Source organism: Salinicola socius (assembly GCF_001937195.1).
Lineage (GTDB): Bacteria > Pseudomonadota > Gammaproteobacteria > Pseudomonadales > Halomonadaceae > Salinicola > Salinicola socius.
In genome coordinates this window covers 17,368-30,329 of record NZ_MSDO01000023.1, presented here as the reverse complement: position 1 = coordinate 30,329, position 12,962 = coordinate 17,368, and the positions used below count along the sequence as shown (strand labels likewise).

The following is a 12,962-nucleotide window of genomic DNA, read 5'->3' as shown; positions in this document are numbered from 1 at the left end:
TAGTTGCACTGAATGATCGTTCAGTCTAGAAGACCGCCAAGAGGCCCGGCCCGCCATGCAAGGCCGCCGATATCGCTACTGTTGAATCCGCTCGCCTGCAGCCAGCCAGCCATCGACCTGATCCCGATTTTCCCCGAGCCAGGCCCGCGCACCCGCCACCGGATCGCCCTGGGACTCGATCTCCGACATCAGTTTGCCAAGGCTTTCATCGCTCATGTGCCAGGCGTCGAGCACCGCCGTCAGCCACGGATCGTCCTTGGAAAAGCCCTGACGAGAGAACCAGTAGATGGTATCGCCATCGCCGTAGACCTTGTCCGGATCCTCGAGATATTTCAGATCATAGTCGGCAAATGCCCAGTGCGGATTCCATAGCGTCACCACGATCGGCTTTCCATTCTTGTACGCTCTATCGAGCGCGGACATCATCGCCGGCTCGGAGCTGTTCACCTGGTCGAGCGGCAGATCGTAAGTCTCGATGGCGTCGTCGGTCATTCCGGCGATAGCGGAGCCCGGATCGATGCCCAGGATCGTTGGACTGCCCTGATACGCGAACTCGTTGGCGCGCTTCGCCAGCTCCGGGATGTTATCGATATCGACGTAGCTCGGTACCACCAGGCCCAGTCCGGTCTTGTCGTACCAGGCTTCGTGGACCTCGAGCTTGTCCTTGTAGGGCGCGAGGAACGCCTTGTCGGTGTAGGGCAGCCACAACTCCAGCGAGAGGTCGATATCATTGGCGGCCATCCCTGCGAACAGCGCGCTCTTGCCGATATCCGATAGCTCGACGTCGTAGCCATGGTCGTCCAGCACCAGCTTCCACAGATTGGCGACGGCGACGTTTTCCGCCCAGTTGTTGGTGCCGATGACCAGCGACTTTTCCTGCGCGTGGGCCGGGGCGGCGTAGGCCTGTGCGGTAACCGCCAGCGTGAAGAGCGCCATCACGGCGAACGGGGAGAAGATTTTTCTCATAATTCTGCATTCCTGTTTATTATTCAAAACCAAAACTCAGCGTTATGAGTATACGGATATCGGGAGAGATTACCACCATGGCGGCAGACGCATGATGCCGTGCGAAAACTCCAACTTTCGTCTAACAGGCGACGGCCAGCTAGACGTTTATGCTGGATCTTACTTTGTATGACAAAGATCATTCGGGGCCGATCTCCTGGTGTCTTTGCATGCCCTTGCCATACGTACCCGCCAGAGCCCGATCATGGAAAAAGACCGCATCCTCCCCCTTCAAGACGCCGAAGCCTTGAGTCTACGCATTCTGAAAAAGGCAGGGTTCAGTCTCGCCCATGCCGAGGCCATCACCCGAAGTGTCGTCGCCGCCCAGCGTGACGAATGCCATTCCCACGGCCTGTATCGCCTCATCGGCTGCGTGGAGACGGCCATGAAGGGTGGCGTCGATACCCACGCCGAGCCTGAGGTCATCGATCAGGCGCCCGGCATCGTGAGGATCGATGCCCATCGGGGTAACTCGCTGCTCTCTTTCGAGCGGGGCAAGTCGCAGCTCAAGGAAAAAGCCGAACGCAACGGTATCGCCGCGCTTGCGATCAACAACTGCTTCCACTTTTCCGCACTCTGGCCCGAGGTCGAAGCGCTCGCTGAGATGGGCCTGGTCGGCCTGGCGATGAACCCGACCCACGCCTTCGTCGCCCCCGCGGGCGGCAATCGCCCGCTGCTGGGGACCAACCCCATCGCGTTTTCCTGGCCGAGACCGGGCAGGCACCCGTATACCTTCGACTTCGCCACCAGTGTCGTCGCCCGTGGCGAGATCGAACTGCACAGGCGCGCCGGCGACTCGATCCCCGAAAACTGGGCGCTGGATGACAATGGCCACGCGACCACCGATCCGGCAGCCGCGCTCGGTGGCGCCATGCTCGCCTTCGGTGGTCACAAGGGCTCGGCACTGTCGACCATGATCGAACTGCTCGCCGGCCCGTTGATCGGTGACGTGCTCAGCCACGAAACCCAACCCGCCAACGATGCCGGGACCGGCAAGCCCTACCACGGCGAGATCATTCTCGCCCTCTCCCCTGCCACCTTCCTGGGCGAGCGTGCCGACGCGCATCTCGCCCACGCGGAAGTGCTGTTCGAACGCATCCTCGGCCAGGGCGCCAGGCTACCGTCACAGCGCCGTTATGAAGCACGGGAGCGCAGTCTCGCCAATGGCGTGACGATTCCGGCGTCGTTGTATGCGGAGTTGCAGAAGCTGACGTAAGCCGACATACATCAAGGCGAACGCTAATAATCATTGCAGTAGGTGGGGTAAAAAGCGGATACAACGCTTTAGTCCGGGACGGCATCAATGCCGCCTTCTTGATACCTTGGCTTGATCACGCCACGCGAGGGCGAATTTCGTCGTAGTGACCGTGGCGTCTAGCCTCTTCCAGATCATAGGCATTCTGCAGCCGCAGCCAATAACCTTGGCTAGTACCGAAGTAGATCGACAGACGCAGATCCGTATCCGCCGTGATTGATCGCGTGCCTCGCGTGATTTCACCGATACGCGTGGCCGGCACGCCAATAGAGGTCGCCAAGGCATTCTTGGTGAGGCCCATGGCCTCGATAAATTCTTCCAGCAGAATCTCGCCGGGATGAATATTGGGAAGTCGTTCTTCAGTCATGATTTGCCTCCCTCAGTGGTAATCGACGATCTCGACATCGTGGGCGTTACCGCCCTCGAACCGAAAGCAGATCCGCCAATGGTCATTGATGCGAATACTGTACTGCCCTTCTCGGTCGCCATGTAATGCTTCCAGCCGGTTTCCCGGAGGAATGCGCAGGTCATCGAGGTCGGCGGCAGCATCCAATTGGCGCAATTTCTTCAAGGCAGAGCGTTGCATATCCTGCGGTAGCTTCCGAGAGACTTTACCTGCAGCGATGGTCTCGGCCTGTTTCTCCTTGAAGCTTGTGATCACGCCCGACCCTCTTTTAGCTTCAAGAGAGAATAACGCCGCTCAGCATATAACGCAATGCGTTATATGCTGAGCGGAAGCGACCCGCTGATAGCGGCTGCTGGGCCGAGGAAAACAGAAGCAATCCCTGCCGGCAGGAGAGCCAGGCAGATGGCAAAGCCGAAGGCGTCGCCTGAATAACTAACGCTTGTCGGATATCGAAATGAAAATCGAGCCCGACGACAAGCAAACCCAAATGTTCACTAGCGAAAATAACTTCAGCACTCTCCACTGGCTCGTCACTGCGACGAAATAGGCGCAAAAAAAGTTGCGATGGTGCCGTATACCGGCGGCTTCAGACCGCCGGTCACTCTCCTTCCGGATGCAACACCATGATACAAATCGTAAATATTGTTGCATTTTCCACAAGTGAAAAGTTCGTCGGGGACTCGGTAGAAATCTCCCCGGTGGCTTTTCAGGAGATTTTCTCGCCATGTAGCAGACCGGCCCGGCCTTAAAATACGAAGGCTTCTAATACTTTTTGCTTACTTCAAAATGTTCGATTTCGCGCCACAATGATCTCAATCGAACATTGGCGAGCAAATCCGAACATGGTTAACGAAAGCTACGATCTGATTGTCATCGGTGGCGGCATCAACGGTGCGGGTATCGCTCGTGATGCCGCAGGCCGCGGCCTGTCGGTACTACTCGTCGAAGCGGATGACCTTGCCAGCCATACCTCGTCGGCCTCGACCAAGCTGATTCACGGTGGCCTGCGTTACCTGGAGCAGTACGAATTCAAACTCGTGGCCAAGGCCCTTTCAGAGCGTGAAGTACTCCTCAAGGCGGCGCCGCACATTATCTGGCCGATGCGTTTCATCCTGCCTCACCAGAAGCATCTGCGTCCGGCATGGATGATCCGAACCGGCCTTTTCCTGTATGACCACCTCGGTGGACGACAGACGCTCGCGGGTTCGCATGGCGTCACGTTCGCCGATCATCCAGCCGGGATGCCACTGAAGTCAGAGTTCCAGAAGGGGTTCGCCTACTCGGATGCCTGGGTTCAGGATGCCCGACTGGTGGTGTTGAACTGCATGGATGCGGCCAGCCGTGGCGCGCGCATCATGACGCGTACCCGCGCGGAAACGGCGGTGCGCAACGCCGACGGTTGGCAGGTCACCCTCAAGACGATGGACGGCGAGACGAGCGAGGTTCGCGCGCGCGGGCTGGCCAATGCGGCCGGGCCCTGGGCAGTGCGTTTCCTCGACGAGGTCGCTTCGCAGAAGCATCCGTATTCGCTGCGCCTGATCAAGGGCAGCCATATCGTGGTGAACCAGCTGTTCGACCACGACCATGCCTATATCTTCCAACAGCCCGATGGCCGCATCGTGTTCGCCATTCCCTACGAGCGCGATTTCACGCTGATCGGGACGACCGACGTCGAGCATGAGGGCGCACCGGGCAAGGTGACCATCGAGGAAGACGAGGTCCGCTATCTGTGCGAATCCGCCAATCGCTATTTCGAGCGTTCGATCAATCCTGATGACGTCGTCTGGAGCTATTCCGGCGTGCGGCCCCTGCTCGATGACCGCGAGGATAACGCCAGTGAAATCACCCGCGATTATCGCATTCAGCTCGACACCGCCGGCGGCGCCCCGCTGCTCAACGTCTTCGGCGGCAAGCTGACGACCTATCGGCGCCTGGCCGAGGACGCCGTCGACAAGCTGGCCCCCGAACTGGGTAATCGACAGAAAGCCTGGACCGGCAACGACCATCCGCTGCCCGGCGGTGAGAACCCCAACCCCGATGATCTGGTGGCATCGTTGCGGGCCAGCCACGCCTTCATTCCACCCAGCCTGGCAACCCGATGGGTCTTCAATTACGGCACGCGGGCGATGACGATCGTCGGCGACGCACGGAGCCTTACCGATCTCGGCGAGCACTTCGGCGCCGACCTTTATGCCGCAGAAGTCGATTATCTGCGCGAGCACGAATGGGCACGTACCGCAGACGACATCCTCTGGCGACGATCGAAGCTCGGTCTGCGCCTCGACGACAGCGAAAAGCGTCGGCTCGGCGATCATCTGGCGCAATCGTTTGCAACGCCAATGGAAATGTCAGCGTCCCTCCGGTGATTTCGGCAACCCACGTTTCAGGTGGCACCACAGGGCAGAAGGAAGCCCGGGACTCGGCAGTTAGCCGCATCGCCATTGTGGCGCATGCACACCAGGCCTCACCCGGCCATCACGTCAACTAAGGCAAGGTTTTAATGGGTGTTATAGAAACGATACTGGTTCATGAAATCGCCGGCACGGCCTGCATGACGCTTCTTGGCTGCGGCGTGGTGGCCAACGTGCTGCTCAAGAAGACCGGCGGTCACAATGGCGGCCCGTTGCTGATCTTCTTCGGTTGGGGGCTCGCGGTCTATTGCGGCGTATGGATTGCATTCGATACCGGTGCTCATCTCAATCCGACCATTACGCTCGCGCTATGGCTGGGCCCGGCGACAGAGTACGCAAAGGGTATTCCTATTACCCTGGACAATACGCTGGCCTACTTCGCTGGCGAATTCAGCGGTGCGTGGCTGGGCGCGGTGCTCTGCTACCTTGCCTACAAGAAGCAATACGACGACACAGAGGATGCCACTACGATATTGGCGACATTCTCGACCATACCGACGATCCGGTCGCGTTTCTGGAACTGCGTCACCGAGGCGATCGGGACATTCGTGCTGGTGTTCGTCATCATCATGTTCGGTCATACACCCAACGGGCTCGGTCCGCTGGCCGTCGCATTGCTGGTGGTGGCGATCGGCGCATCGCTTGGCGGGCCTACTGGCTATGCGATCAACCCGGCGCGCGACATGGGGCCACGGCTTGCCCATGCGATGCTGCCGATCAGGAACAAGGGCTCCAACGACTGGGGCTACGCATGGGTTCCCTTCGTTGGCCCGATCATTGGCAGCAGCCTCGCCGCGCTTGCGGCAACGATCTACTGAGCCGTAACGGACTATTCAGAGACACGTCGACTCCTCATTCACGACTCCACATTCAGAAGGATAGATTTCTCATGAGTGACAAGAAAAAGTACGTTCTGGCCATCGACCAAGGCACCACCAGCTCGCGCGCCATGCTGTTCGATCACGACGGTAAGATCGCTGGCGTGGCCCAGCGAGAGTTCGAGCAGATTTTCCCGCGGCCGGGCTGGGTCGAGCACAACCCCCGCGACATCATGACCAGCGTGCTGACCACGTTGACCGAAGTGATCAACAACACCCAGGTGGATGTCGAGGAGATCGCCGGCATCGGTATCACCAATCAGCGTGAAACGACCGTCATCTGGGACAAGCACACCGGCCAGCCGGTCTACAACGCGATCGTCTGGCAGTCGCGGCACTCCGCCGAGATCTGTGACGAGCTGCGCGAAGCGGGTCACGCCGACATGGTCCGCGACAAGACCGGCCTGGTGATCGACGCCTATTTCTCGGGCACCAAGATCAAGTGGATCTTCGACAACGTCGATGGCGTCAAGGAGAAGGCCGAAAAAGGCGATCTGCTGTTCGGCACCATGGACTCCTGGCTGATCTGGAACCTCACCGGCGGCGCCGAGCACGTCACCGACGTGACCAACGCCTCGCGCACACTGATGTTCAACATCCGCGATCGCAAATGGGATCCGGAACTGCTCGAGATGCTCGGCGTGCCGGAGTCGATGCTGCCGGCGGTCAAGTCTTCCAGCGAAATCTACGGGCACGTGCTGCCGAAGTTCTTCTTCGGCACAAAGCTGCCGATCGCGGGTATCGCCGGCGATCAGCAGGCCGCCCTGTTCGGTCAGGCCTGCTTCAAGCCCGGTATGGCCAAGAACACCTACGGCACCGGCTGCTTCACGCTGATGAACACCGGCACCGAGGCCACGAAGTCGGACAACGGCCTGTTGACGACCATCGCCTGGGAGATCGACGGCGAGGTCGAATACGCCCTGGAGGGGGCGATCTTCGTCGCCGGCTCCGTGGTGCAGTGGCTGCGCGATGGGCTGCGCATGCTGGGCAAGGCCTCTGACTCCGAAGCCTATGCCGAACGCGCCGGAAGCAACGACGGCGTCTATCTGGTACCGGCCTTCACCGGCCTCGGGGCGCCCTACTGGAATTCGAACGTGCGTGGTGCGATGTTCGGCTTGTCGCGGGGTACCAGCAAGGAGCAGTTCATTCGCGCCGCCATCGAGTCCATGGCCTATCAGACCGCGGACGTCCTCGAGGCGATGCAGTCCGATTCGGGAATTGACCTGACCGAATTGCGTGCCGACGGTGGCGCCATCGCCAACAACTTCCTGGCCCAGTTCCAGGCGGACATTCTCAACGTCGACGTGTTGCGTAGCGAAATCAACGAAACGACGGCGCTGGGCGCCGCTTACCTGGCCGGTCTCGCGCTCGGTTTCTGGGAGTCACGCGAGCAGATCGCCGAGCAATGGGCGGTCGAGCGTCGCTTCGAGCCTGTGATGGGCAACGATCGACGCAACGAGCTGTACGGCGGTTGGAAGCGCGCCATTCAGGCCACCATGGCGTTTCAGGTCGCCTCCTAGCGACCGTCGCGCCCTGCGAGATGGCAGGGCGGCTGTTCCGCGCCTCGTCAGCAAGCGCGCAGGCCCGATCTCCATTTGATGGGGGTCGGGTCTTTTGTCATCCGGTCGGCACGGTCATCCGGTCGAAACGGCACGCCTTCGAGCCGAAACGCCACTCCGACAAAACACCCCCAAGACGCAGCGCGTTCAAATCCGGATAATGGCCGCTATCCGTCGCGGCCCAGACGTCGAGGCGCAGCCACTTACCAACGCGGTCCTTCTCCATGGAAATCAAGGTCAACTATCTCGACAACCTGCGTCAGGAAGCGCTGTTCGATGACTTCACCGTCATCACCGACCAGCCGATCCGCTACAAGGGTGATGGCTCCGCACCGGGGCCGTTCGACTACTTCCTGGCGTCCTCGGCGCTATGCGCGGCCTATTTCGTGCGGGTCTACTGCAACGCGCGCGAGATCCCGACCGAGAACATCCGGCTTTCGCAGAACAACATCGTCGACCCGGAAAACCGCTACAACCAGATCTTCAAGATCCAGGTCGAGCTGCCGGACGATATCTCCGAGAAGGATCGCATCGGCATCCTGCGCTCCGTCGAGCGCTGCTCGGTCAAGCGGGTGATCCAGAACAACCCGGAATTCCAGATCGAGACGGTCAAGAGCATCGACGAAGACGCCCAGGCGCTGCTGATGTCGGGGACTCATGTCAAAGACGGCGAAGGCGAATCGACCTGGATCGAGGGCAAGGACCTGCCGCTGGAGCAGACCATCGCCAACATGACGAAGATCCTCTCGGATCTCGGCATGAAGATCGAGATCGCCTCCTGGCGCAACATCGTGCCCAACGTCTGGTCGCTGCACATTCGCGACGCCGCCTCGCCAATGTGCTTTACCAACGGCAAGGGCGCGACCAAGGAAGCCGCGCTCTGCTCCGCGCTGGGCGAGTTCATCGAGCGCCTTTCCTGCAACTTCTTCTACAACGATCAGTTCTTCGGCCCGGAGATCGCGGACAGCGCTTTTGTCCATTATCCCTCTGAGCGCTGGTTCCAGCCGGGGCCGAACGACGAACTGCCGGCAGAAATTCTCGACGACCACTGTCGGGCGATCTTCGACCCCGAGGGCGAACTGCGCGGCTCGCATCTTTTCGATACCAACTCCGGTCGGACGGATCGCGGCATCGTCTCGCTGCCGTTCAAGCGCCACTCGGATGGCAAGACGGTGTGGTTTCCCTCCAACCTGATCGAGAACCTGTACCTGAGCAACGGCATGAGCGCGGGCAACACCATCGCCGAAGCGCAGGTGCAGTGCCTGTCGGAGATCTTCGAGCGCGCGGTGAAGAAGCAGATCATCGAGCAGGAGCTCGTGCTGCCGGACGTGCCCAAAGCCGTGCTGGCGAAATATCCTGGTATCGTCGAGGGCATCGAAGCGCTGGAGGCACAGGGCTTTCCGGTGCTGGTGAAGGACGCTTCCCTCGGCGGCCGCTATCCGGTCGCCTGCGTCACGCTGATGAACCCGCGCACCGGCGGCGTCTTCGCCTCCTTCGGCGCGCATCCCAGCCTGCAGGTCGCTATCGAACGCAGTCTCACCGAGCTGCTGCAGGGCCGCAGCTTCGAGGGCATGAACGACCTGCCGCCGCCCACGTTCAATTCGCAGGCGGTGTCCGAGCCGAACAACTTCGTCGAGCACTTCATCGACTCTTCCGGCGTGGTCTCCTGGCGCTTCTTCAGCGCCCGGGCGGATGTGGAGTTCGTTGAGTGGGACTTCTCGGGTTCGAATGATGAAGAGACCGCCAGCCTGTTCGGCATCCTCGAAGAAGAAGGTCTGGAGACTTATGTCGCGATCCATGAGGATCTGGGCGCGCCGGTCTGCCGCATTCTGGTACCCGGCTACTCCGAGGTCTACCCGGTGGAAGATCTGGTGTGGGACAACACCAACATGGCGCTGGCCTTCCGCGAGGACATCCTCGACCTGCACGCGCTGAATGAGCCGCAACTAACCGATCTGCTCGAGCGGCTGGACGAAAGCGAGCTCGACGAGCAAATGAAGATCATCACCCTGATCGGCATCGAGTTCGACGAAAATACGGTCTGGGGCCAGCTCACGATCCTCGAGCTGAAACTGCTGATCAACCTGGCGCTCGGCCGACTCGAGGACGCACTGGATCAGGTCGAGATGTTCCTGCAATTCAACGACAACACCGTCGAACGTGGGTTGTTCTACCAGGCCATTGTCGCAGTGCTGCAGATCGCGCTCGACGAGGAACTCGAGCTCGACGACTATCTCTACAACTTCAAGCGCATGTTCGGCGAGGAAACGATGGCGGCCGTCGTCGGTTCCGTAGAGGGCTCGGTTCGCTTCGCCGGTCTGACACCGACCAACGTGCAACTGGAAGGCCTGGATCGCCACCAGCGCCTGCTCGAGAGCTACAAGAAACTGCATGCGGCGCGGACGGCTCGGCAAGCCTGAGCCGACCCGATGCCGCTAACGTGACTGCCACCGGAGGCCGCCCGCTGCATGATCCAGCGGGCGGCTTCGCGCTTGGCGTCACCGATCGGCCGGGTGATTCACGCCGTCGGTGGCCTCGACCTCACCCAGATCGTAAGGATTGACGCCTTCCAGACAGCCGATGTTGTAGCCGTACTGGTCGGGATTCGAACGGCGCTGATGATGCGTGTAGATCCCGCAGTTGCCACAGAAATAGTGTTTCGCGGTCATCGTATTGAACTGATAGCAGCGCAGCACGTCTTCACCGGCGATCACGTGCAGCGCGTTCAGTGGAACGCCCGAAGTGATCGCCCCTTTGCGTCGGCACATCGAGCAGTTGCAGCGATGCGGGTCGACCACACCATCGGGTAATTCGAGCGCCAGTACCACTGCCCCACAGTGGCAGCTCAACCGATGACGGGGCTGGATGTCGGTATCGCCAATGCGTTTGATCATGGCCGGTTCTCCTCGTTACTGGCAGATTCAGCATAGCGCGATTCCCTTCCTCGGCCGGCCCACATACGCTCGTTGGATCTTCACATCTTCGTCATTAGCGCCCCCTAATCTATCGTCACTGGCACTATCGACAGCGAACGAACGGGGACCGACCATGACGACGGATCGAAAGCATTTTTCCAGGCGTGACTTTCTGACGACCAGCGGCCGTCTCGGCATCGGCCTCGGATTGGCCGGCGCCGGGCTGCTGGGTGCACCGGCGATCATCATGGCGGAAGGTCGACGGCCGACCGTCGAAGGTGGCGTGATGAGCGGCGACGTGATGCCCGACCGCGCCATGCTGTGGGGAAGAGCGAGTATGCCATCGCGGATGCTGGTCGAAGTGGCGGACAATCCGGAGTTTCGCGGCGCCCGCCAGCTGCCCTGGTTAGATGTGCTACCCGGCACCGACCTGATCGGCAAGATCGATGCGACCGGCCTGCAGGGGATGGGTACCGTTCACTATCGGGTGCGTTTCGCCGCACTGGGCGACCCGCGGGCAGTGAGCGAGGCGGTGGTCGGGCAACTGCGCTTGCCACCATCCACCCCCCGCAATCTGCGTTTCGTGTGGTCGGGGGACGTCGTCGGCCAAGGCTGGGGCATCGACGAATCCCGTGGCGGCATGCGCACCTGGGAAACCATGCGCCAGCTCCGGCCGGATTTCTTCATCCACTCCGGCGACACGGTCTACGCGGACGGACCATTGGAAGCGGAAGTGGCGCTACCCGATGGCGGCATCTGGCGCAATATCGTCACGCCCGCCAAGCAGAAGGTCGCCGAAACGCTCGCAGAGTATCGTGGTCAGCATTCTTACAACCATCTCGACGCCAACTTCCGCCGCTTCGCCGCCGAAGTGCCGATGCTGGCGCAATGGGACGACCACGAAACAACCAATAACTGGTATCCACAGGAGATCCTCGACAACGATCTCTATACGGAAAAGAACGTCGCGCTGCTCTCCGCTCGGGGGCGTCAGGCTTTTCTGGAATACATGCCGATTCGCCTGCCCGCTTCTGCCCCGCAGCGGATCTATCGGCGTTTCTCCTACGGGCCGGGGATGGAAGTGTTCATGCTCGACATGCGCAGCTATCGCGGTTCCAACAGCGCCAATCTGCAAGACGAGGAATCATCGGCCACCGCATTCCTGGGCGAAAACCAGTTCCACTGGCTGCGCCAAGCGCTGAACGACTCCACCGCAACCTGGAAGATCATTGCCGCGGACATGCCGATCGGCATGGTGGTGCCGGATGGCGATCGGTTCGAGGCGATCGCCAACGCCGACGACGGTCAGCCCCTCGGTCGCGAGCTCGAGATCGCCAGGCTGCTACAGGCGATCCGCGATGACGATATCAGCAACGTGGTCTGGTTCACCGCAGACGTGCACTACACGGCCGCGCATCACTACGCGCCGGAGCGCGCCAGTTTCAAGGCATTCAAGCCATTCTGGGAGTTCGTCAGCGGGCCGCTCCACGCCGGCACCTTCGGCCCCAGCGAGATGGACGCGACCTTCGGCCCGGAAGTGACGTTCTTCAAGGCGCCACCCGAGGGCCAGTCGAACCTGCCGCCCTCGGCGGGCTATCAGTTCTTCGGTCAGGCCGATCTGGACGCCGAGAGCGAGACGTTGACGGTCACGCTCAAGGACAGCGACGGCAAGACGCTGCATACGCAAGTGCTGGAGCCCGAGGCCCGTTCCACCAACGCCTGACAGAAACGGGCGGTGAGCGGCCATGTCACACCAGCTTGCCCGGATTCATGATGCCGAGCGGGTCGAGGGCGGTCTTGATAGCGCGCATCACCGCCCAGCCTCCGCCGTGCTCGGCTTCCATGTAGGCGCGCTTGCCGGTGCCGATGCCGTGTTCGCCGGTACAGGTGCCGCCGGCGGCCAGCGCGCGCTCGATCAGGCGCTGGTTGAACGCCGCCAGCGCGCCCGTGTGCCGGTCTTGACGATGCTGCCGTCGGCCATCACCACCGTCATCGACAGCACGTTCTCGCGGATGGTGCCGTAGCGCACGGTGTTGGTGCCACTGGCGCGAGTCGATGCCATGCCGCCCATGCTGGCGTCCGCGCCGGGGTCGACTGAGAAGAACAGCCCCGTCGCGCGCAGATGGGTATTCAACTGCGTGCGCGTCACGCCGGGCTGAACCGTGGCATCCATGTCTTCCGGTCGGACGTCGAGAATCGTATTCATGGCGGAAAGATCGACGCTGATGCCACCATGTTCTGCGATGATCTGGCCTTCGATGGAGGTGCCGACGCCATAGGGGATCACCGGCACCCGATGCGCCGCGCAAGCGCGGACCACGGCGACGACTTCCTCGGTGGAGTGCGGAAAGCAGACCGCGTCCGGCGCGGCCGGATGGTGCCAGGACTCGTCGTGGCCGTGCTGCTCGCGAATCCCCGCCGCTGTGGTAATGCGATCACCCAGGATCGGTTCGAGCTCGGCGATCAGCCCCCGGAGCGTTTCCGCTTCGGGGCGATTCAAGGGCTCAAGGCAGTGCCAATTCGATAGATGCTT

The 12,962-nt window shown here is 61.1% G+C and carries 13 protein-coding genes; 6 read left to right on the top strand and 7 right to left on the bottom strand.

Annotated elements, in window-relative coordinates:
- Nucleotides 1-75: 75 nt before the first annotated feature.
- Nucleotides 76-966: a glycine betaine ABC transporter substrate-binding protein gene (locus BTW07_RS15415; protein WP_075571068.1), complete on the bottom strand. Its 891-nt coding sequence runs from the start codon at nt 964-966 to the stop codon at nt 76-78.
- Between the two features lie 244 nt (nt 967-1,210).
- Between BTW07_RS15415 and BTW07_RS15410 the strand changes: the two genes are divergently transcribed.
- Nucleotides 1,211-2,221, top strand: coding sequence for an Ldh family oxidoreductase (locus BTW07_RS15410; protein WP_075571067.1), 1,011 nt, complete (start codon nt 1,211-1,213; stop codon nt 2,219-2,221).
- Nucleotides 2,222-2,336: 115 nt separating this feature from the next.
- On the opposite strand, the gene BTW07_RS15405 is transcribed toward BTW07_RS15410, so the two are convergent.
- Complete coding sequence (locus BTW07_RS15405) at nt 2,337-2,627, bottom strand: HigA family addiction module antitoxin (RefSeq protein ID WP_075571066.1); 291 nt, start codon at nt 2,625-2,627, stop codon at nt 2,337-2,339.
- Between the two features lie 12 nt (nt 2,628-2,639).
- Entirely contained in the window at nt 2,640-2,921 is a 282-nt protein-coding gene (locus BTW07_RS15400; RefSeq protein WP_075571065.1) for a type II toxin-antitoxin system RelE/ParE family toxin, read from the bottom strand.
- 587 nt (nt 2,922-3,508) lie between these two features.
- On the opposite strand from BTW07_RS15400, the gene glpD reads away from it, so the two are divergent.
- From glpD to glpK, 3 genes are all read left to right on the top strand, one after another.
- Complete coding sequence (gene glpD, locus BTW07_RS15395) at nt 3,509-5,032, top strand: glycerol-3-phosphate dehydrogenase (RefSeq protein WP_075571064.1); 1,524 nt, start codon at nt 3,509-3,511, stop codon at nt 5,030-5,032.
- Nucleotides 5,033-5,166: 134 nt separating this feature from the next.
- On the top strand, nt 5,167-5,895 hold the full coding sequence (locus BTW07_RS15390; protein ID WP_198651256.1) for an MIP/aquaporin family protein: 729 nt from the start codon (nt 5,167-5,169) through the stop codon (nt 5,893-5,895).
- A gap of 71 nt (nt 5,896-5,966) precedes the next feature.
- On the top strand, nt 5,967-7,475 hold the full coding sequence (gene glpK / locus BTW07_RS15385; protein ID WP_075571063.1) for a glycerol kinase GlpK: 1,509 nt from the start codon (nt 5,967-5,969) through the stop codon (nt 7,473-7,475).
- Between the two features lie 97 nt (nt 7,476-7,572).
- Here the strand turns inward: glpK and BTW07_RS19875 are convergent, their stop codons facing one another.
- Nucleotides 7,573-7,740: a hypothetical protein gene (locus BTW07_RS19875; RefSeq protein ID WP_158025888.1), complete on the bottom strand. Its 168-nt coding sequence runs from the start codon at nt 7,738-7,740 to the stop codon at nt 7,573-7,575.
- Between BTW07_RS19875 and BTW07_RS15380 the strand changes: the two genes are divergently transcribed.
- Nucleotides 7,739-9,934, top strand: coding sequence for an OsmC domain/YcaO domain-containing protein (locus BTW07_RS15380; RefSeq protein ID WP_075571062.1), 2,196 nt, complete (start codon nt 7,739-7,741; stop codon nt 9,932-9,934). The genes BTW07_RS19875 and BTW07_RS15380 overlap by 2 nt on opposite strands.
- 78 nt (nt 9,935-10,012) lie before the next feature.
- Here the strand turns inward: BTW07_RS15380 and BTW07_RS15375 are convergent, their stop codons facing one another.
- Nucleotides 10,013-10,408: a GFA family protein gene (locus BTW07_RS15375; protein ID WP_075571061.1), complete on the bottom strand. Its 396-nt coding sequence runs from the start codon at nt 10,406-10,408 to the stop codon at nt 10,013-10,015.
- Nucleotides 10,409-10,562: 154 nt separating this feature from the next.
- On the opposite strand from BTW07_RS15375, the gene BTW07_RS15370 reads away from it, so the two are divergent.
- The gene (locus tag BTW07_RS15370; protein WP_075571060.1) at nt 10,563-12,152 is read left to right on the top strand and encodes an alkaline phosphatase D family protein; all 1,590 of its coding nucleotides are present in this window, start codon (nt 10,563-10,565) and stop codon (nt 12,150-12,152) included.
- 25 nt (nt 12,153-12,177) lie between these two features.
- On the opposite strand, the gene BTW07_RS20050 is transcribed toward BTW07_RS15370, so the two are convergent.
- Nucleotides 12,178-12,333 carry an FAD-linked oxidase C-terminal domain-containing protein gene (locus BTW07_RS20050; protein WP_232823791.1) on the bottom strand — a complete coding sequence of 52 codons (156 nt, stop codon included), beginning with the start codon at nt 12,331-12,333 and terminating at the stop codon, nt 12,178-12,180.
- 11 nt (nt 12,334-12,344) lie between these two features.
- Complete coding sequence (locus BTW07_RS15360) at nt 12,345-12,929, bottom strand: FAD-binding oxidoreductase (protein ID WP_075571059.1); 585 nt, start codon at nt 12,927-12,929, stop codon at nt 12,345-12,347.
- Nucleotides 12,930-12,962: the final 33 nt, after the last annotated feature.

Excerpts from the sequence above, each read along its gene's own strand:
- glpK (WP_075571063.1), top strand. The coding sequence starts at position 5,967 with ATGAGTGACAAGAAAAAGTACGTTCTGGCCATCGACCAAGGCACCACC.
- BTW07_RS15405 (WP_075571066.1), bottom strand. The coding sequence starts at position 2,627 with ATGACTGAAGAACGACTTCCCAATATTCATCCCGGCGAGATTCTGCTG.
- BTW07_RS15390 (WP_198651256.1), top strand. The coding sequence starts at position 5,167 with ATGGGTGTTATAGAAACGATACTGGTTCATGAAATCGCCGGCACGGCC.
- BTW07_RS15410 (WP_075571067.1), top strand. The coding sequence starts at position 1,211 with ATGGAAAAAGACCGCATCCTCCCCCTTCAAGACGCCGAAGCCTTGAGT.
- BTW07_RS15380 (WP_075571062.1), top strand. The coding sequence starts at position 7,739 with ATGGAAATCAAGGTCAACTATCTCGACAACCTGCGTCAGGAAGCGCTG.
- BTW07_RS15415 (WP_075571068.1), bottom strand. The coding sequence starts at position 966 with ATGAGAAAAATCTTCTCCCCGTTCGCCGTGATGGCGCTCTTCACGCTG.
- glpD (WP_075571064.1), top strand. The coding sequence starts at position 3,509 with ATGGTTAACGAAAGCTACGATCTGATTGTCATCGGTGGCGGCATCAAC.
- BTW07_RS19875 (WP_158025888.1), bottom strand. The coding sequence starts at position 7,740 with ATGGAGAAGGACCGCGTTGGTAAGTGGCTGCGCCTCGACGTCTGGGCC.
- BTW07_RS15375 (WP_075571061.1), bottom strand. The coding sequence starts at position 10,408 with ATGATCAAACGCATTGGCGATACCGACATCCAGCCCCGTCATCGGTTG.
- BTW07_RS15370 (WP_075571060.1), top strand. The coding sequence starts at position 10,563 with ATGACGACGGATCGAAAGCATTTTTCCAGGCGTGACTTTCTGACGACC.